This is a genomic window from Undibacterium sp. 14-3-2 (assembly GCF_016595265.1).
Taxonomy (GTDB): domain Bacteria; phylum Pseudomonadota; class Gammaproteobacteria; order Burkholderiales; family Burkholderiaceae_D; genus Undibacterium; species Undibacterium aquatile.
On record NZ_JAENGS010000001.1, the window covers coordinates 907,811 to 926,612 of the forward strand.

The window sequence follows — 18,802 nt, forward strand, 5'->3', positions numbered from 1 at the left end:
TATCAACAGGAGACAAAAATGCGTTGGAATCAATATAAATGTTGGTTAGCCGGGCTGGGTCTGACCCTGCTCAGTACAGCAAATGCCGGTACCGTGGATATAGCGGGTGCCAAATTTGAAGATACGGTTCATGTTGCAAACACCGATCTGAAACTGAATGGAGCCGGAATCCGTTACAAAGCTATTTTCAAAGTGTACGCAGCGGGTCTGTACCTCAAAGACAAGAAAAATACCGTACCTGAAGTACTTGCTTCGCAAGGCCCGCGTCGGGTCACGATAGTGATGCTGCGCGATCTCAGTAACGAAGATTTTGGTCGCGGCTTTATGCAAGGTATACAACAAAATACAGACAAAGCTGAAAAAGTGAAATTCACTTCGCAGTTTCTTCGTTTCGGCGAGTTGTTTGCGTCCGTTCCTGAATTGAAAAAAGGGGATGTCATGGTGAACGACTGGGTTCCCGGCGTTGGTACTGTGGTGTATTTAAATGGAAAAAAAATGGGTGAACCTTACCCTGACATCGGATTTAACAACGCATTGCTGCGCATCTGGTTAGGTGAAAAACCCGTTGACAGCGGCTTGAAGAAAGCGATGCTGGCAGAGCCTGACGACAGAAATATGTATCGTTAATTTACCTTGATCTGAAACAGAAAAAGCCGTACCTGCCCGGGTATGGCTTTTTCTGTTTATGCAGCTTACCTGCATAAAGGTTAGAATCACGCCTGTTTTCAATATCAGGACAGGATGATGACCGAGAAAAATCGTGCCGAATTAACTCCGGAACAGTTATTTGAAAATAATCGTCAATGGGCGCAGGCAATCTCCAACCGGGATGCTGATTTTTTTAAAAAACTCGCAGCCCAGCAAAATCCTGAATATCTGTGGATAGGCTGCTCTGACAGCCGGGTCCCTGCCAATGAATTGCTGGGGCTGTTACCTGGTGAGTTATTTGTACACAGAAATATCGCCAACGTTGTCGTTCATTCAGATTTAAATTGCCTCTCTGTGCTGCAGTTTGCAGTCGATATTCTGGGCGTCAAACACATTATCATCTGCGGTCATTATGGTTGCTCAGGCGTACATGCTGCGATGACCGGGCGGCGTGTCGGTCTGGCCGATAACTGGCTGCGTCACGTACAGGATGTGCATCAGAAGCATGAGCGCTATCTTGGTGAAACACTGAATACAAAACAGCGCGCAGACCGCTTGTGCGAACTGAATGTGATTGAACAGGTTGTCAATCTGTGCCAGACCACCGTGATTCAGGATGCATGGGAACGCGGCCAGACACTGACTGTGCACGGCTGGGTCTATGGCATTCAGGATGGCTTATTAAATCCACTGGGAATGGCGGTCAGTTCGCCGGAAATGCTCGCCACCCAGTTTGCCGGGAGTCTGACCCGGTATCAGGACTGAACAACATATATTCGCTTCATTCAATTCTGATGGCCAGATCGCGTCCAGATCTGGCCATGTTGCCGGCATAATCTGCGGCAAAAATCCGCAGAATATAATCACCGGCAGCCAGTTTTTCTACAGGTAGGTGAGCATTTCTGGCATAACCGTCACGCACGACATTACTGGCCTGATACAAAAAGCGGGTTTTCGCATTGCCATGCACGGTAATGCCACTGCCATCTGCATAGGCGACTTTGACAGACGAGCGATCAGGCGGTAACTGATTAAATTCTATCGTCATCAATGCTTGCTCATAACCGGCGACAGCTTTGCCATTCGCATGCAAAAACTGATAACCTATCTTGTATAAGCCCAGTCGCCTGCGCGACAGATTGTCATCGCTCTGATCATACGCATCGACAAGCAGATTCAATGATGGGCTCTGGCGTGGGATGAGGAGGCGATTATCCTGCTTCCGTTTCAGCGGTTGTCCCTGATCGTCGGTGATTTGTATCGACTCAATCACCGGTTCTGTTTCATCTTTAAAGCCGGGGAACGGCAAGGCTAAGGGATTGATTTCGCCGCTGCCGAGGCTGTAATTCAGATGGACATGGTACATGCGGTTGATACTACCTAAAGCATCTCCGGTTTTAAATTTTGTTCCGCGCGGAATTCTGACTGCAGCTGGTTTTCCCTGCATATCATTCAGGATCTGAAAGCGCTGGGCATCGATCAGCAGATTGTCGCGGTCGCGTCCTGCTTTCATGTGGATGTAAGAAAAATGATCGATATTGATTCCTTCATTCAGCGTCCCATATCCCCAGGCAGTGACAGGATGACGCACCTTTTCGTCGGCAACGGCATACACTGTCGCGCCGAGATTGCCTTGTATATCAAGCCCACTATGAAAATGATCGCGTGCTTCACCATCCGTTTTTCCACGCACCTCTCCCATTGTGCCAACCACTTCGTGTGCTGTTTGAAATGGCTTTAAGGGCCACGGAATAGTCTGACCGGTAAACATCGTTTGCAGGTCAATGTGGGGCGCCGGAAATCTGCTTTGCTCCGGCGTGGCTGGCTGCTCTGATGTCAGTCGGTATATCGATGTGGTGGCTGAATCTGCGACCATGACTTCACCGGTTGGTGTCACCAGCAAACCGCTTGGTGAAGACAGCCGTAAGACTTTCTCGTCACCGGCAACAAAATCAACGTCGATGCCTGTGACGCCTCTGAGTATGCCGTCTGGCGTCAGATGTAAAATCCTGCCTTCGCCACTTTCACCGATATAAACGTGATCATCATGCGTGATGGCCAGCCCGATAGGGCGGCGCATCAACGCATTTTTATCATTGGTGGCGGATTGCTGCAGCGTGCTGACCATACCCGTCTGCGTTAGTTTACGAATCGCGTTATTGCGCGTATCGGCAATGATCAGATCCTTGTGCGAGTTGATTGCAATGCCAGACGGCGTATCGAATAAGGCATCGCTGGCAGCGCCATCCAGCAAGCCATTTTGCTTACCGCCAGCGATGGTGCTGACTTTACCGTCGGTCGATATGCGGCGAATTTTATCGTTATAGGTGTCAGCTACATAGACGTTGCCGTCGGTGTCAACAGCGACGGCCAGAGGTGCGTTCAGTTGCGCCGAAGTGCCATCACCATCACGATCACCAGCTTGGCCGTTGCCAGCCAATGTTGTGACTTGTCCCTGGTTAGAGATTTTGCGTATCGCGTGATTTCCGGTATCGGCGACATACAGATTGCCCTGTTTATCGATGGCGATGCCGGAAGGTGTATTGAATGCGGCCTGCATACGTTCGCCATCGGCGAAACCTTCTTTGCCCCCGGCATAGACGCTGATCTGACCATCGGGAGCGATACGGCGTATAACATTGTTGTCGGCGGCATCAGTGACATACAGATTGCCTTCCTGATCCTGCACCATGCCGAAAGGGTCAGCAAAACGCGCCTGCAATGCCGCACCGTCATGTTTTCCCGCAGTGCCATCGCCAGCGAAACGTAACACATGCGGCTGCCAGTCAGAGGAGGTAGGCTGGAGTCGCGGCTTTCCTATCAGTTTTTTGCCGATGTTGGCCATCAGGCTGTCACTGTGTTGATTGCCTGAGAATGGTGAGAAAAAGTAAGCAGCGCTGCCAAGCAGCAGAGTAATCACCAGCGTTGTGATCAGTGCCGGTTTCGAGAAATGCATTGCCACCTGAGATTCCAATATGGGTATATGAGTGTCGCAGCTTAGCGTATTTACCTGCGGATCGCCAGCCATTCGGCGCTGGCGACGGCAGACGAAAATTCATGCCAGAATGCAGTCTGATTTTGTAAATAGCGCTACCCAATATCAGCATCCGCATTGGCTACTGGCGGCATTTCGCGCCAACAGGCGCATGCTATATGGGACGCTTGAAATTAATCCCTTATTGCGACCAGATGAGATGAAAACGATGAAAATCAGCCTGCAACCGAAAAAGCTTTTACTGTCGAAATGGACGGCCGTACAAGTCGTCGCGAAGCAAAAGCATTTCATTGTCAGCAAAGTGATTCAGCCTGAGTCAGCCGCGTTGTCTGATGCCCCGCCAGAGTTGATCGAAATCGAAGCGGTGTACAGCAAAGAGGTGCGTCAGATTCCTTGGCGCGAGTTACAGGATGAGCGCCTGTGGAAACGGGGCTGGGTATGACACGAGAGCTGACTCCGGCCGTGCCTCCTCACCTCGATTCTTTTCCGGATCACTTTCGTGTGTTGGTCGTCGGTGCCAGCGGCGGTATCGGTGCTGCCATGGTTGAGACGCTGCATCAACTGCGCCCTGATGCGCAGATCGAAGGCTTGCACCGGCAGTCTGAACCAAAGGTAGATTTTGCTGATGAGAACAGCATTGCCCGCGCGGCACAGGTATTGAAGCAGGATGCGCCTTTTCATCTGATCATCAATGCTGCCGGTGTCTTGCATACGTCGGATTTCATGCCTGAGAAAAAACTCGACGATTTGCATTACGCACAACTGCGTGCCACATTTGAAGCCAATACGTTTGGCCCAGCCTTGTTGTTGCGTTACTTGACGCCTTTGCTGGATCGTCAGCGTGGTGTGATGGTGATGTTGTCGGCAAAGGTTGGCAGTATTGAAGATAATCGCTTGGGTGGTTGGTACAGTTATCGCGCGTCGAAGGCGGCACTGAATATGCTGATCAAGACGGCGGCGATCGAGTTGAAGCGCACGCAGCCGAATACAGTGTTGCTGGCATTGCATCCGGGTACCGTCAGTTCATCTTTGTCGAAGCCATTTCGTGGCGCAACGACAGGGCGGTCGGCCATGGATGCAGCGCGTGATATGTTGCAAGTGATTAATACGAAAACGCCGGAGCATTCCGGCATGTTTTATACCTACGGCGACGAGAAATTACCGTGGTAACAACCGCATGAACCGTGGATGACGCTTGGATTAGTACAGGATGAACGCCGAATCTATGCACCCGTAGTGCGGAGTTCCAGTTTGCCATCGCGTAATTTCAGTCTGTGCATGTCGGGCAGGGCGATCAGTTCGCGGTCGTGGCAGACCACCACCACGCTGCTGCCCGCCTGTGTCAGCGTAGGGATCAGGGCGATGACCTGTTCACGCGCTTCACCGTCCAGATTGGCGGTCGGCTCGTCCAGCAATAGTAAACGTGGCTCCAGCACTTTGGCACGCGCCAGCGCCACTCTTTGTTTTTCACCGCCGGATAAATGCCGCGCATCGTGATCACTGAGATGCAGTATGCCTGCCCAGCACATCGCGAGCGCGACTTGCTTTTCAATATTCTCCGCTTTTCTTAAACGCAAACCGTAGGCGATGTTTTCGGCAACCGTGCCGGAAAACATGACAGGATGCTGATGAACATAAACGATGTCGGTACGTAAGTGGCGCGGATATGGTGCAAATGTCGTTGCGTTATCGAGGTATTTCACTTCGTCTATCTGCGCCTGCTCTAGTCCTGAGAGTATGCGTAGTAGCGTACTTTTACCGCTGCCATTCATGCCCGTCAGCACGTAAGCGCGCGATTGTTCGATGTTCAGTTCGGCGATGTCGAGCAGGCGTCGCTGCCCGAACGATTTGCGCAAACCGTGTACTTGTAAGAGTGTGCTCATTGCAGTTGCTCCGCATTCCGGGTGTCGCCTTGCAACAGCATCAGCGCCGCATTCATGACCAAGGCCAGTGCAATCAAGACCATGCCGAGCGCAATGCCCTGCGCAAATTCGCCTTTGCTGGTTTCGAGAGCGATGGCCGTTGTGATGGTGCGGGTTTCACCGGCGATATTGCCGCCGACCATCATGGCGCAGCCGACTTCAGATAAAACCCGCCCGAATCCGTTGATCAGCGCCGCCATCACGCCGAAACGCACTTCATGCAGCACCGTCCACATTATCTGGCGGCGATTCGCACCCAGCGTGATCGCGGTTTCAGCCAGCCGTGGGTCAGACGATTGCACTGCGCTCAGGGTGAATGCGGTCAGGACTGGAAATGCGATGACGGCCTGACCGGCGATGATGCCGGTCTGGCTGAACAACCAATGCCATGAGCCGAGCAAGCCCTGACGGCTTAACAGCAGATACAGCAATAAACCAATCAGCACCGTCGGCAGCGACAGGGCGGCCTGCACCAGCCAGATCGCGATACGCCGGCCCGGAAACGCGTGGCTCGCAATAGCATAGCCGAGCAGCAGCGCCGGTGGCGTTGCAAAGGCTAAACCGACCAGCGAAGTTTTAAGCGATACCCAGACGATATTCCACAGCGTTTCATCGCCGCTGAACAAGAGGATAAACGCGTCCTGAATCGCGATGCTGATATTCATCGATGCCAATCAGAAGCAGTGTTCTGGTCCGGGGAAAGATTGATCTTTCACTGCCGCGACATACGCTGTTACTGCCGCATCAATACTGGTCTGACCTTCCATGAAATTTTTCACAAAACGTGCTTTACGGCCAGGGAAAACGCCGAGCAAATCGTGCATCACCAGCACCTGACCTGAGCAATCCGCACCGGCACCGATACCGATGGTCGGAATCGTCAACGAGTCGGTGACCTCTTTGCCGAGAGCGGCAGGAATCGCTTCGAGTACCAGCAGAGTGGCGCCGGCGGCTTGCACTGCGAGTGACTCTGCTTTAAGCAAATCGGCGGCGGCGGTGGTTTTACCCTGGACTTTATAACCGCCGAGCTGATGCACGGATTGTGGCGTCAGCCCCAGATGCGCGCAGACCGGAATCGCGCGCTCAGTTAAAAATTGTATGACTGGCAGCAACCAGGTTCCGCCTTCGATTTTCACCATCTGTGCGCCGGCCTGTATCAGCGGCACGGCATTGTTGTACGCTGCTTCCGGTGTGGCATAGCTGCCGAACGGCATGTCGGCCACGATCAGCGCTTTCTGATTGCCACGTGCAACAGAAGCGGTGTGGTAGGCAATGTCGGCAATCGTCACTGGCAGCGTGGATTGATGTCCTTGACAGACCATGCCAAGCGAGTCGCCGATCAGCAATACTTCGACGCCGCATCGATCCATCAATGAGGCAAAGCTGGCATCGTAGCAAGTCAGCATCGTGATTTTGTTGCCTTGCTCACGCATAGACATTAAGCCGGGAATGCTGACTGCTTTACGGTCTTGCAAATATTCCGCCATGTGTTTCTCCAAAGGTAAAGCTGTCAGGAGTTGTCGCTGACAGCGTCATCAGGCGCTCGCGCCCTAATTCCTGAAAATAAAATAAACCGCGCCGACCAGACATAAGCCTGCCCAGACATAATCGAGTTTGAATGGTTGTCCCATATAGAACATCGCAAACGGCACGAATACGATCAGCGTCAGCGCTTCCTGCAAAATTTTGAGCTGCGCCAGACTGTACTGAGTGTAACCGATACGATTCGCCGGTACTTGCAGCAGGTATTCGAACAGCGCAATGCTCCAGCTGATCAGCGCAGCGATCCACCAGGTTTTGCTGGATAAATTCTTCAGATGCCCGTACCAGGCGATGGTCATGAAGACGTTTGACAGCGTTAACAAGCCGGCAGTTTGTACGATAACTGGTATTTGCATGGGAGTATCCCGTAAAAATGGCTTAATGTCCTTGATTTTAAAGGGGCTTAAAATATACTGGGGGGAGTATATTTAAACCGATTTAGCCCACCGGTAACCTGAAAATCGCTTGCTGTGCGACCCCGGCAACAAACGTCTGCGCCGGCCCCTGACCGGGGATGTCGATTTCCGCTGCGATTTCCAGCAACGGTAGCAGCACAAATGCACGTTCCGTCATGCGCGGATGCGGCACGCACAGTTGCTCTGTCGCGATTTGCTGATCCGCATATAACAGCAAATCCAGATCCAGCGTGCGCGGGGCGTTACGGTAAGGACGCTCACGACCAAATGCCAGTTCGATTTCCTGCAAGGCCAGTAATAAATCGTTAGCGCTGAGGCTCGTGGTAATGGCCGCCACGGCATTCACGTAATCGTCACCGCTGGAATCAATTGGTGCGCTGCTGTACAGCGACGAGGCGCGTTGCAACTGCGTTGCCGGAATCTGGCCAAGGCGGGCGATGGCTTGCCGCACCGTATCCTGTGCATCGCCCAGATTCGCACCGATACCGATGTAAGCCAGCATCATTCCTGCGCTGCCGCCTTGCGTGGCGCACGGCGCCGTGGCTTGCGTTTTTTCGCTGCACTGGCACCCGCCGGGGCTTTGGGTTTGCTGTTAATCAGGCGTTCACGTTCATCCGCATCGCCATTGATGAAGGCAGTCCACCATTCGCCGATCTCGGCATCGATCTCGCCCGAGGCGCAACGCAGCAACAGGAAATCATAGGCCGCCCGCATGCGCTGATGTTCAAGCATTTTGTACGGCGTTTTGCCAACCCGCTTTTCGAAGCGCGGCTGCATCGCCCAGATATCGCGCATGTCCGCACCGATTTTGCGTTGAATCGCGAGTGCATCTGTTTGCGTATTCAGCACATCATCGGCCGCCAGATGCAGTGCCGGAATCGGAAATTCTCCGGCTGCCTTGTAGGCTTCCCATTTTTCCAGCACCTGATGCCACAACAGCGAGGCAAACAGGAAACTTGGTGAAACGCGTTTGCCCTGTTGTATGCGTTCATCGGTATTGGCCAGTGCCAGCGTGATGAATTTCTCACCCATAGGCTGTTCCAGCACCACGTCCAGTAAAGGCATCAGACCGTGATGCAGGCCTTCTTTGCGCAGTTCCTGCAGACACGCCATGGCATGGCCGCTGGTCAGTAGTTTCAGCATTTCATCGAACACGCGTGCTGCCGGCACGTTATTGATCAGCGGTGCCATCACCGCGATCGGTGCCTGCGTGGCTGGGTCTATCGTAAATTGTAATTTTGCGGCAAAGCGCACCACACGCAGCATACGTACAGGGTCTTCGCGGTAACGTGCTTCCGGTACGCCGATAATGCGCAGGATTTTTTTACGGATATCTTTGATGCCGCCGTGGTAATCGAGCACCGTTTGCGAGGCCGGATCGTAGTACATCGAATTGATGGTGAAATCACGTCGCGCCGCGTCTTCGTGCTGCTCGCCAAAGGTATTGTCACGCAGCACGCGACCATGTTCATCCTTGGGTGCTGCATCGTTGGATGGGCCGCGGAAGGTGGTGACTTCGAGCAAATCCTGCCCGAACATCACGTGCACGATCTGGAAACGGCGGCCAATGATAAAGGCGCGCCGGAACAGGCGTTTGACTTGTTCTGGCGTGGCGTTCGTGGCGATGTCAAAATCTTTCGGTTTCACACCAGTCAGCAGATCGCGCACGGCACCGCCAACGATGAATGCTTTGAAACCATTGTCCTGCAAGGTCTGCGTCACGCGAATCGCGTTCGCCGACACCAGTTGCGGATTGATGCCATGCTCTTTCGCGCTCAGCACAGTTGGCTTGCGATTGCTGACGGCAGCTACGGTAGCTTCCGGGGCGCTTTTCACGCCGAGTATTTTGCGAATAAATTTCTTGATCATTGTTTGTCGAACAGCTGGATTTGAGGCCATCCTTTTGCCAGCGCATGTGCGCTTAATCTGGCGTTCGGATTGGTGGCGACAGGATGTGTCACGACCTCGAGTAAAGGGATATCGTTATGGGAGTCGCTGTAAAAATGGCTGATGCCAAAATCGCTGAGTTGTTTTTCTTGTTTTGCTAACCAGTCCTGTAAATGGATGACTTTGCCGGCGCCCGAAGTCGGCACGCCCAGCAGTTTACCAGTGATATTGTTGGCGGCATCGAGTTCTGGCTCGGCAGCCAGTAAATGCGCTACTCCCAATGCCTGTGCAATCGGGGCGGTGACAAAGCGATTGGTCGCTGTGATAATCGCGATCAGGTCTTCCTGATCCTGATGTTTTTTCAGTAAATCAAATGCGGCCGGTAACAAGGCAGGCTGTATGACTTCCTGCATGAACTGCTGATGCAGCTCGTCAATTTTCTTGCGTGGAAATTGTGCCAGCGTGCCGAGTGCAAATTCCAGATACTCCACCGGATCCAGAGTGCCTGCCTGATATTGTGCAAAAAAATCGGCATTCCGTTTGGCAAATGCTTCAGCATTGACCGCGCCGACGCGGCATAAAAATTGGCCCCATTCATAATCGGAATCGATAGGAATCAGGGTGTGGTCGAGATCAAATAAAGCAATATTGGGCATGCTGTTGTATTCCGGATTCAGGGCTGTTGTTGCAGCATTAGTTCACGCAGGAGCGGCAAGGTAATCGGGCGCTTGGTGACCAGCGAATAATGATCGAGCTGATCCAGCATCGCGGTTAATGAACTCATGTCGCGCCGGTAGTGCGTGATCAGATAGGGTAACACGCCTGCCGATAACTGGATGCCGCGTGCTTGCGCAGCACGTTCCAAGGCGTCTATCTTATCTTCGTCGGTGAGTTCATGGAGCTGATAAATCAAGCCCCAGCCAAAGCGGGTACGTAAATCATCGCGCACATTCAATATCATCGGCGGGTGATTACCCGCCGCCACCAGAAAACCGCCGTGCGCCCGTGCTTCATTAAACAGATTGAAAGCAGCAATCTGGTTCAGTGGCGATAATTGTTCGCAGTCGTCAAGCAGGTACAGGCTGACTTCATCGCTGAAATCAAATGCTTCTTCCGGTGCATTGGCGGGGATGTAGCGGGAATCCGGATGATCTGCGAGGGCGTGCAGCAGATGGGTTTTACCTGCACCGGCTTCACCCCAGATATAGACCGAGCGCTCACCATACTGACTCGCAATGCGCTGCGAGAATAAACCCAGCAATTGCGCCAGTTCGGCATTTTGTCCGACCACAAAGGTAGCAAGGGATGGCAACTTTTGCGCATCCAGATCGAGTAAAAGTTGCCTCATGGCTGGCGATAAAAAGGACTGTTCAGGTAAGAGCTGCGTATATGTTTGACGGCTACCGAGATAATTGCCGACGCCGGTAAGGCAACCAGAATACCGATGAAACCAAATAACTGACCAAACGCCATCAGCGCAAAAATAACGGTCAGCGGATGCAGGCCGATGCGTTCACCGACCAGACGTGGCGTCAGTATGAATGATTCTAAAAATTGTCCGAAGCCATAAATAATGCCGACGTAAATTAATCCGCTCAGGTCATTAAATTGTAAGACCGCGCCGATCAGGGCGAGCGCCAGTCCTATGCCATAGCCGAGATAAGGGATAAACACCAGAAAACCAGTGATGATACCGACCGGCAGCGCCAGATCGAAACGGGCGATGCTCAGTGCGATTGCATAATATGCGGCGAGCACGATCATCACCAGAATTTGTCCGCGTAAATATTGGGCAAGGATGTCATCGACTTCATTCACGGCATTATTCGCACCATGCACCCAGCGACGTGGGATGAAATGCGCGATTCTGTGGATCAGCGCGTGCCAGTCGAGCAACAGATAAAACAGCACAATCGGAATCAGTAATAAATTCGCCAGCAGACCGAGCAGGGCAGTGCCGCCAACGCGTATCGATGACAAAACCGCCTTACCGATGACGTCACCGCTGCCAGCCATTTGCTCGGTCAGCAAGGCTTTAATTCCGGTACTGTCCAAGCGTATCGTGAATCCGTAATGCGCCAGAAGCGGCGAAATCACCTGATCGAATTTATCAAAAAAACGCGGTATCTGTTCTTGTAACTGCGGCGCTTCTTTTTGCAGGATAGGCACGATAATCAATACCATCGCCAACGCCGCAGCGATGACGAAAATAATCAACAGCGTGGCTGCCACTGTGCGCGGCAGACGCAGATTTTTGTATCGCAGCGCACACAGTTTATCGACCCAGGGGTTGAGTACGTATGCGAGTATCGCGGCGACGATGAATGGCATTAACACCGGACCCAGCAACGACAGCAATAGCAGGAACGCTGCACCGACGAGGATCCAGAGTAGGGATTGCTTTTGTTCTGGCGAAAAAGAAAATGGCATTTTCAGATGGTGTGCTTGCAAATAAGTTGTCGGCTTGTTACGTATCGCCCAAATATAGGTCAATACGCAGTCATTTTGTTAAAATAGCGGTTTTGCCGGAGTTTTCTGGCAATTTTCCTATTTTACCGCCTCAAGCCCCCTACTGACGAATATCATGAGCACTTCTACCCCTGTTTCTCTCTCTTACGCCGACGCCGGTGTCGATATGGTTGCTGGCGACGCGTTGGTCGATGCAATCAAGCCTTTTGCAAAACGCACGATGCGCGAAGGCGTCATGGCCGGTATCGGTGGTTTTGGCGCGATGTTTGAAGTCAGCAAAAAATTCAAAGAGCCTGTGCTGGTCTCCGGCACCGATGGCGTCGGTACTAAGCTGAAGCTGGCATTTCACCTCAACAAACATGACACGGTCGGCATCGATCTGGTCGCGATGAGTGTCAACGATATTCTGGTGCAGGGTGCGGAACCTTTATTTTTCCTCGATTATTTCGCCTGCGGCAAACTGGATGTGGCGGCCGCTACGGATGTTATCAAAGGCGTGGCTTTTGGTTGCGAACAAGCTGGTTGCGCACTGATCGGTGGTGAAACTGCTGAAATGCCTTCCATGTATCCGGATGGCGAATACGATCTGGCCGGCTTTGCGGTCGGTGCGGTTGAAAAATCTAAAATCATCGATGGCAGCAAAATTCAACCGGGCGACGTGATTCTGGGTCTGGCTTCCTCCGGTATTCACTCAAACGGTTTTTCTCTGGTGCGCAAAATCATTGAAGTGGCAAAACCTGATCTGAGTGCAGATTTCCACGGACGCAGCCTGGGTGATGCACTGATGGCACCGACACGTATTTACGTGAAACCTTTGCTGGCGCTGATGGAGTCACTGGAAGTGAAAGGCATGGCACACATTACCGGCGGTGGTCTGGTCGAGAATGTGCCTCGCGTGCTGGGTGACAAACTGACTGCAGTGCTGCATAAAGATGCGTGGACTCTGCCGCCATTATTCACGTGGCTGCAACAACACGGCGGTGTGGCAGATGCCGAAATGCATCGTGTATTCAACTGTGGTATCGGCATGGTGGTGATTGTGTCTGCTGAAAACGCAGATGCTGCGATGGCACAACTGAGCGCCGCTGGCGAATCGGTTTATCGTATCGGTGAAATCCGTGCCCGCGAAGGCAATGAACATCCGACTATCGTTGTTTAAGCATAGAACTTATGCAACGCCCAAGCGGCGTCCCGGCTTCTGCCCCTACATTGGCACTGTCTGCGCCGCTATCCCTTGCCGGAACAAATTGCGTCAGTTTTGAATCAAACAAAAGGTAAATCAGGGAAATAGTTTTAGTCCCTGATTTACCTCGATTTAATAAATTTGATAATCAACTTGCTCATTTTCAATTAATTAACTTACACTTTATTTGCTGTTGTTCGGTGCAGAATCTGAAACTGGATTTTGTTAAAGACCACTTAAATGTTAATTAATTAAAATGAGAAAAATAATTTCACTGAGCTTGTTGAGTATTCTGGCCGCATGTGGTGGTGGAGGCGGTAACAGTGGTGATAGCACCACTACGCCGCCGGGTAATTCAGGTTTGCCGCCATCTTCCACGTTGGCAAATCTTTGTGCCAATCCCCGCGCTAATACTAGCGATCGTCAGGGTACCGTCGAGAACGAAAAATCTTATTTGCGTTCTTTTGTCGACGAAACTTATCTCTGGTACGCCGATATCCCTTCCAATATCGTGGCCGCAAATTATGCGACGCCGCAACTCTATTTTGATGTGCTGAAAACAAACGCCAAGACTAATTCTGGCGCAAGTGTTGATCAGTTCCACTGGTCGCAGACCACCGCATCCTGGAATGCGTCGTCATCAGGTATTGCTCAGGATTACGGCATTAAATGGATGGCAAAAGGTACGGCACCGTCACGCATTTTTCTCGCTGCTGATGTCGCGCCGGGTTCCCCTGCTGCATTGGCCGGGATCAAGCGTGGCGATATCATTACTTCGATTGATGGCGTTGTTGCCACAGAGGCGACTCCTGACGGCGTAGCTGCGTTGAATGAAATCCTCTCGCCAACCAAAGTGATGGCGCATAAATTAGGATTCAACGGCGCCGCAGAGATTAGTCTGACTCCTGCGACCTATTCGACGTCAACAGTGTTGAATGTGAAGACTATTCCAACAGCATCCGGTACCGTTGGCTATTTCACGTTTGATACACATATCGCGAAATCCGAAGCGGAGCTGATTGCCGCCATCAAGCAATTGAAAGCAGCGAATGTCACGGATCTGGTCATCGATCTGCGTTACAACGGCGGTGGCCTGTTGTATGTTGCGAGTCAACTGGCATATATGATTGCCGGACCAACTACGACAAACGGACAGATATTTGAAAAGCTGACTTACAACGACAAGCTCGCTGCAAAAAATACGGTATATCCGTTCTATGCGGTCACGACGACGAATGAGCAGCTTCCATATCTGGGTTTAAAACGTGTCACCCTGCTGGTCACACGGAATACCGCTTCTGCCAGCGAATCGATTATTAACAGTTTGCGCGGAGTCGATGTCGCGGTTGATCTGATCGGTGATCTGACACGTGGTAAGCCTTATGGTTTCGTTCCTCAGGACAATTGCTCGTACACCTATTTCGCGATTCAGTTTAAAGGTGTGAATCAAAAAGGGTTTGGTGATTATGCTGATGGCTTTTCACCGACCTGCAAAGCGTCTGACGATGTCACTCATCTGCGTGGCGACGCAAATGAAACAATGCTCAAAACGGCTTTATCTTATCGTCAGACAGGTTTGTGCCCGGCTAATTCTGCTGGTGCCAGTGTGCTTGGTGCCGAGCCCGACTATGAGTTGATACGTCCGGCAAGTCAGGAAATGCGTATTCTCGCGGCGATGCCACACTGATGAGATATCAGCTTACTTTTGCCGCCAGTATTTTGATGCTGTCGGCATGTCAGTTCACTGCCGCTTCCCCTGACAAAGCGGCAGTGTTGCTGGCGTCCGATCATGTAGTGATGCAGGAGTTAGGAGCTGCAATCAGCAGTATGAGCGGCTTTTCTGAAGTCACTTTATCTGCTTCTGATTTCATGCAAAGCAGTGAAGTGATCATTGAGCGCAAACATCAGACGAACCAGCATGGTGAGCTGATACAAGGGCGTGATCTGGAAATACCGCATCGCTTCAGGCTTGAGACCAACGGCACGCAATGCTGGCTGGTTCATCTGAACTCGTCAAAACGCTATCTTTTAAATAAGGCGCGTTGTCGAGTCAAGTAAATATCGCAATTTCACTCGTTCAGTCCCATGATGAAAACCTCTGGTCACGCCAGAGGTTTTTTATTTATGCGGGACTCCTCCATTAGAAAAATTCTCTTGTTTTTTATGGCGGGCCATTAACCGTTACCGGATCATAATAATTCACTCAGGCAATGCAATACGCACCGAACGTGTCCGCCGATATTTCATGTGCAGGCCCGTGTGTTGTATCGCTTACACGTTCATGTTGAAAAAGGCTGCATGAACTCACCATATTCGGCAGTATTGTCCGGGTAGGCAGTCACAAAGAATATGTCGTCTCTTTTTACAAGTACATCACCAGAATAATCCCGTCATACAATTCAACTCGTGTCAAAAATCGAAAGGAAGCATCATGAAATTCTTCTATGATTTGAGAATCACTGCTAAGTTGTTTGTAGGTTTCCTCTCTTTACTTTTGCTGACAATGTTGCTCGGCATTTTTTCGATAGTACAGCTTTCCAGGGTCAATTCAACCGCTTACGATTTAGGCACTAACTGGATGCCTAGTGTCAATGCGGCGATGGGAATCAAAGAGAGAATTTCCAGGCTTCGTACGCAAGAAATGCAGATTGTTCTCTCCGCCGGCGACCAGACAGCATTAGATAAATATGAAAAACGTTGGAAGGATTATGTAGTTGAGCTTAAAAAGTATGAGTCGGATTATGAAAAGCTTATATCTGAACCTGAAGAGAAAAAAATTTTCTCAGAGTATCAAAAACTGTGGGAGTCTTATGCTGCCGAAGCAGCTAAAATCACAAGCCAGGCGCGCGCCGGCAGTCTGACGGAAGCGAGGGCAACGCTGCGAGGGGAATCATCTAGGTTGAATGCTGAGATACTGAGTCGTGCCGATAAAATAGTGCAGATTAATACGGATGGAGGCATCGCATCTTATCAGTTGGGCGAATCGATATACGGACAGTCACGCTGGTTGATTATTACCGTTCTTGCGGGCAGCCTTGGAGTTGGGTTGGCATTAGCATTCTGGATTGCCCGTATTGTTGCCCGCCCTTTGCAAGCCGCGCTGAATATCGCCAAGACGGTTGCCTCCGGTGACCTCACGAGTGAAATTGAAGTCACCACGAAAGATGAAACAGGTCAGTTACTGCAGGCACTGAAAGACATGAACAGTGCATTGCTGAAGGTTGTCAGTGAGGTGCGTAGTGGTACTGATCTGATTGCAACCGCGTCAGAGCAGATTGCCACGGGAAATATGGACCTGTCTTCACGAACAGAGTCACAAGCGAGCTCACTTGAAGAGACGGCATCTTCTATGGAAGAGATGACATCGACTGTCAGACAAAACAGCGATAACGCGCGACAAGCCAATCAGCTTTCAAAGTCGGCATCTCAGGTTGCAGAAAAAGGTGGTGACGTGGTTTCTCAGGTTGTACAGACGATGAGTTCGATTAACGACTCATCCAAAAAAATAGTGGATATTATCGCGGTCATCGACGGCATCGCATTCCAGACGAATATACTGGCGCTGAATGCGGCTGTGGAGGCCGCCAGAGCGGGTGAGCAAGGCAGGGGTTTTGCAGTGGTGGCCTCCGAGGTCAGAAATCTGGCGCATCGCTCGGCCAGTGCTGCGAAAGAAATCAAAGATTTAATCAATGACTCTGTTGAGAAGGTTAACAACGGAACTAAACTTGTTGATCAGGCCGGTATTACGATGAACGAGGTTGTTGCAAGCGTCAAACGGGTTACGGATATTATCAGTGAAATTACGGCGGCCGGGCAGGAGCAAAGTCTGGGTATAGAGCAGATTAATACCGCTATTATGCAAATGGATCATACGACTCAGCAAAATGCTGCTTTAGTGGAGGAAGCTGCCGCCGCGGCTGGTGCATTGCAAACGCAGGCGGAGAATCTGAGCCGCCTGGTCGGCATGTTTAAGCTCAGCTCCCGACAAAACCTGACAATGGTTCAGCCGCAACAAGCATTCTGATCGACAGTATCTGAATCGGTAGAATTGATGAATGGAGTGAGTGCATCGCTGATGCTGCCGGATTATTTCTGCCGACGGCAGGAGTAATGAATTGAGGATCAACGGCTGATACTGCGCCGTTGATCTCGTCTATCATGTTGTGTGGTGAATGTGATTATGCAAAATAAGTTAGTAAAGACAAAGCGCTGCGCCTGGGCAAATTCTGCCAATCCTTTGTATCTCGATTATCACGATAACGAGTGGGGGCGCCCATGTCATGATGAAAACCGTTTGTTTGAAATGTTGAATCTGGAAGGTGCGCAGGCTGGATTAAGCTGGGAAACCGTCTTGAATAAGCGAGCAAGTTACCGCATTGCTTTTGATGACTGGGATGCAAAAAAAATTGCACAGTACGACGCCGATAAGGTGGCGGAATTACTGGCCAATCCCGGCATCGTGCGTAATCGTTTGAAAGTCGCAGCGACCATCAGTAACGCCAAAGCGTATCTGCAACTATGCGAGGAGGTCGGTAGTCTGGACGCCTATCTTTGGGCATATGTCGACGGCAAACCGATACTGAATCATGGTGAGCGCATAGTAACGACGCCATTGTCTGATCGTATTTCCAAGGATCTGCGCCAACGAGGATTTAAGTTTGTCGGCTCAACGATAATCTATGCGTATATGCAGGCCATCGGCATGGTACACGATCATGCCGCAGACTGTGACTGGCGTCAGTCCGCAGTCTGATTAATTACCTTCAGTTTGAAATTAAACAAGCATATCAGTGCTGACGTGGGTTGCTGCGTTGTTCCGCGAAGGATTGCAGGCTTCCCATTGTGGATGTGCCTGAGGTTTTATCCGGATGCGCAACCATCACAGGTTTGCTATGAGTATTGGCCGCTGAAGCTGATGGTTGATGCCCGGTCAGATTGCTTGCGGAAGCATTGATATCCCAGACCGGCGCTTCTATTCCTTCGAAGACGGTTTTTAATTGTTGCCCCCAGCTATTTCTGATCATCTGAAAATACTGATTTTTTTCATCGATGGTGACGAAGCGTGATACTGCCAGATGATTATTTTCATAGACCAGCAGATCCAAGGGCAGACCGACGGAGATGTTGGAACGCAGTGTGGAATCCATAGAAATTAACGCACATTTTGCCGCATCGTCAAGGCTGGTTGCCGTATTGATGACGCGATCGAGAATAGGTTTGCCGTATTTGGCTTCGCCAATCTGAAAATAGGTGTTTTCGTTATGTGCCTCAATAAAATTACCTGCTGAGTAAATCTGAAACAGGCGACAACGTTCGCCTTTTATTTGTCCGCCAAACATCAGGCTGACATTAAAGTCGATACCAAATTCGGATAAGGCTTTGGCATCGCGCTGATGTATGACACGCACGGCTTCGCCCAGAATACGCGCAGCATCGTACATGCTCTGGACGTTCCAGATTGTGTTGCCATTCGCATCCTGATACTCAGAAAGTAATTCGCGTATGGACTGTGAAATCGACAGATTACCTGCCGTCATCAACACCATCATGCGTTCGCCCGCTTTCTCAAAGACGGACATTTTTCTGAATGTACCGACCTGATCCACGCCGGCATTCGTGCGGGAATCCGAGAGAAAAACCAGCCCGGCATCGAGGCGTATGCCTACACAGTAAGTCATATTAAATCGTGAGTAGAGTATGTATAAGTCAGGATTTTACCTCAGGCCATCATTGAACTGTC

General features: G+C 51.0%; 20 protein-coding genes. 9 read left to right on the plus strand and 11 right to left on the minus strand.

Features of this window, described 5'->3' with window-relative positions; all coding sequences use genetic code 11:
- Nucleotides 1-18 precede the first annotated feature (18 nt).
- Entirely contained in the window at nt 19-627 is a 609-nt protein-coding gene (locus Undi14_RS04035) for a chalcone isomerase family protein (protein ID WP_186884889.1), read from the plus strand.
- 117 nt (nt 628-744) lie between these two features.
- A complete protein-coding gene (gene can / locus Undi14_RS04040; protein WP_200177989.1) occupies nt 745-1,413 on the plus strand; it encodes a carbonate dehydratase in 669 nt (222 codons plus the stop codon).
- A gap of 16 nt (nt 1,414-1,429) precedes the next feature.
- Here can and Undi14_RS04045 read toward each other — a convergent pair whose 3' ends face one another.
- Nucleotides 1,430-3,604: a gluconolaconase gene (locus Undi14_RS04045; protein WP_255520360.1), complete on the minus strand. Its 2,175-nt coding sequence runs from the start codon at nt 3,602-3,604 to the stop codon at nt 1,430-1,432.
- Between the two features lie 238 nt (nt 3,605-3,842).
- Here Undi14_RS04045 and Undi14_RS04050 point away from each other — a divergent pair, with 238 nt between their 5' ends.
- Nucleotides 3,843-4,085, plus strand: coding sequence for a TIGR02450 family Trp-rich protein (locus tag Undi14_RS04050; protein WP_234030388.1), 243 nt, complete (start codon nt 3,843-3,845; stop codon nt 4,083-4,085).
- Nucleotides 4,082-4,813, plus strand: a complete 732-nt coding sequence (locus tag Undi14_RS04055) for an SDR family NAD(P)-dependent oxidoreductase (protein ID WP_200177991.1) — start codon at nt 4,082-4,084, stop codon at nt 4,811-4,813. Before Undi14_RS04050 ends, Undi14_RS04055 begins: the two co-directional genes overlap by 4 nt.
- A gap of 53 nt (nt 4,814-4,866) precedes the next feature.
- Here Undi14_RS04055 and Undi14_RS04060 read toward each other — a convergent pair whose 3' ends face one another.
- From Undi14_RS04060 to Undi14_RS04100, 9 genes are all read right to left on the minus strand, one after another.
- Nucleotides 4,867-5,526, minus strand: a complete 660-nt coding sequence (locus Undi14_RS04060; RefSeq protein WP_200177992.1) for an ATP-binding cassette domain-containing protein — start codon at nt 5,524-5,526, stop codon at nt 4,867-4,869.
- Nucleotides 5,523-6,230 (minus strand): ABC transporter permease, encoded by a 708-nt coding sequence (locus tag Undi14_RS04065; RefSeq protein ID WP_200177993.1) that lies wholly within the window; start codon nt 6,228-6,230, stop codon nt 5,523-5,525. Before Undi14_RS04065 ends, Undi14_RS04060 begins: the two co-directional genes overlap by 4 nt.
- 9 nt (nt 6,231-6,239) lie before the next feature.
- Nucleotides 6,240-7,052: a 3-methyl-2-oxobutanoate hydroxymethyltransferase gene (panB, locus tag Undi14_RS04070; protein ID WP_200177994.1), complete on the minus strand. Its 813-nt coding sequence runs from the start codon at nt 7,050-7,052 to the stop codon at nt 6,240-6,242.
- Between the two features lie 63 nt (nt 7,053-7,115).
- A complete protein-coding gene (locus Undi14_RS04075) occupies nt 7,116-7,463 on the minus strand; it encodes a DMT family protein (RefSeq protein WP_186884895.1) in 348 nt (115 codons plus the stop codon).
- Nucleotides 7,464-7,545: 82 nt separating this feature from the next.
- A complete protein-coding gene (gene folK, locus Undi14_RS04080) occupies nt 7,546-8,025 on the minus strand; it encodes a 2-amino-4-hydroxy-6-hydroxymethyldihydropteridine diphosphokinase (protein WP_200178236.1) in 480 nt (159 codons plus the stop codon).
- Nucleotides 8,025-9,392, minus strand: a complete 1,368-nt coding sequence (pcnB, locus tag Undi14_RS04085) for a polynucleotide adenylyltransferase PcnB (RefSeq protein WP_200177995.1) — start codon at nt 9,390-9,392, stop codon at nt 8,025-8,027. The genes folK and pcnB overlap by 1 nt, the downstream gene beginning before the upstream one ends.
- Nucleotides 9,389-10,066, minus strand: a complete 678-nt coding sequence (locus Undi14_RS04090; protein WP_200177996.1) for an HAD family phosphatase — start codon at nt 10,064-10,066, stop codon at nt 9,389-9,391. The genes pcnB and Undi14_RS04090 overlap by 4 nt, the downstream gene beginning before the upstream one ends.
- A 17-nt stretch (nt 10,067-10,083) precedes the next feature.
- Nucleotides 10,084-10,758 carry a DnaA regulatory inactivator Hda gene (gene hda / locus Undi14_RS04095; RefSeq protein WP_200177997.1) on the minus strand — a complete coding sequence of 225 codons (675 nt, stop codon included), beginning with the start codon at nt 10,756-10,758 and terminating at the stop codon, nt 10,084-10,086.
- Nucleotides 10,755-11,840: an AI-2E family transporter gene (locus Undi14_RS04100; protein ID WP_200178238.1), complete on the minus strand. Its 1,086-nt coding sequence runs from the start codon at nt 11,838-11,840 to the stop codon at nt 10,755-10,757. The genes hda and Undi14_RS04100 overlap by 4 nt, the downstream gene beginning before the upstream one ends.
- A gap of 154 nt (nt 11,841-11,994) precedes the next feature.
- Between Undi14_RS04100 and purM the strand changes: the two genes are divergently transcribed.
- The 5 genes from purM (at nt 11,995) to Undi14_RS04125 (ending at nt 17,815) form a co-directional block, all read left to right on the plus strand.
- Nucleotides 11,995-13,038 carry a phosphoribosylformylglycinamidine cyclo-ligase gene (gene purM, locus Undi14_RS04105; protein WP_200177998.1) on the plus strand — a complete coding sequence of 348 codons (1,044 nt, stop codon included), beginning with the start codon at nt 11,995-11,997 and terminating at the stop codon, nt 13,036-13,038.
- Between the two features lie 280 nt (nt 13,039-13,318).
- The gene (locus tag Undi14_RS04110; RefSeq protein ID WP_234030389.1) at nt 13,319-14,749 is read left to right on the plus strand and encodes a S41 family peptidase; all 1,431 of its coding nucleotides are present in this window, start codon (nt 13,319-13,321) and stop codon (nt 14,747-14,749) included.
- Nucleotides 14,749-15,120, plus strand: coding sequence for a hypothetical protein (locus Undi14_RS04115; RefSeq protein WP_200177999.1), 372 nt, complete (start codon nt 14,749-14,751; stop codon nt 15,118-15,120). The genes Undi14_RS04110 and Undi14_RS04115 overlap by 1 nt, the downstream gene beginning before the upstream one ends.
- Nucleotides 15,121-15,493: 373 nt before the next feature.
- Nucleotides 15,494-17,086, plus strand: coding sequence for a methyl-accepting chemotaxis protein (locus Undi14_RS18445; RefSeq protein WP_200178000.1), 1,593 nt, complete (start codon nt 15,494-15,496; stop codon nt 17,084-17,086).
- A 156-nt stretch (nt 17,087-17,242) separates the two neighbouring features.
- The gene (locus Undi14_RS04125; protein WP_200178001.1) at nt 17,243-17,815 is read left to right on the plus strand and encodes a DNA-3-methyladenine glycosylase I; all 573 of its coding nucleotides are present in this window, start codon (nt 17,243-17,245) and stop codon (nt 17,813-17,815) included.
- Nucleotides 17,816-17,849: 34 nt separating this feature from the next.
- Here Undi14_RS04125 and Undi14_RS04130 read toward each other — a convergent pair whose 3' ends face one another.
- Nucleotides 17,850-18,740: a proteasome-type protease gene (locus Undi14_RS04130; RefSeq protein WP_200178002.1), complete on the minus strand. Its 891-nt coding sequence runs from the start codon at nt 18,738-18,740 to the stop codon at nt 17,850-17,852.
- Nucleotides 18,741-18,802: the final 62 nt, after the last annotated feature.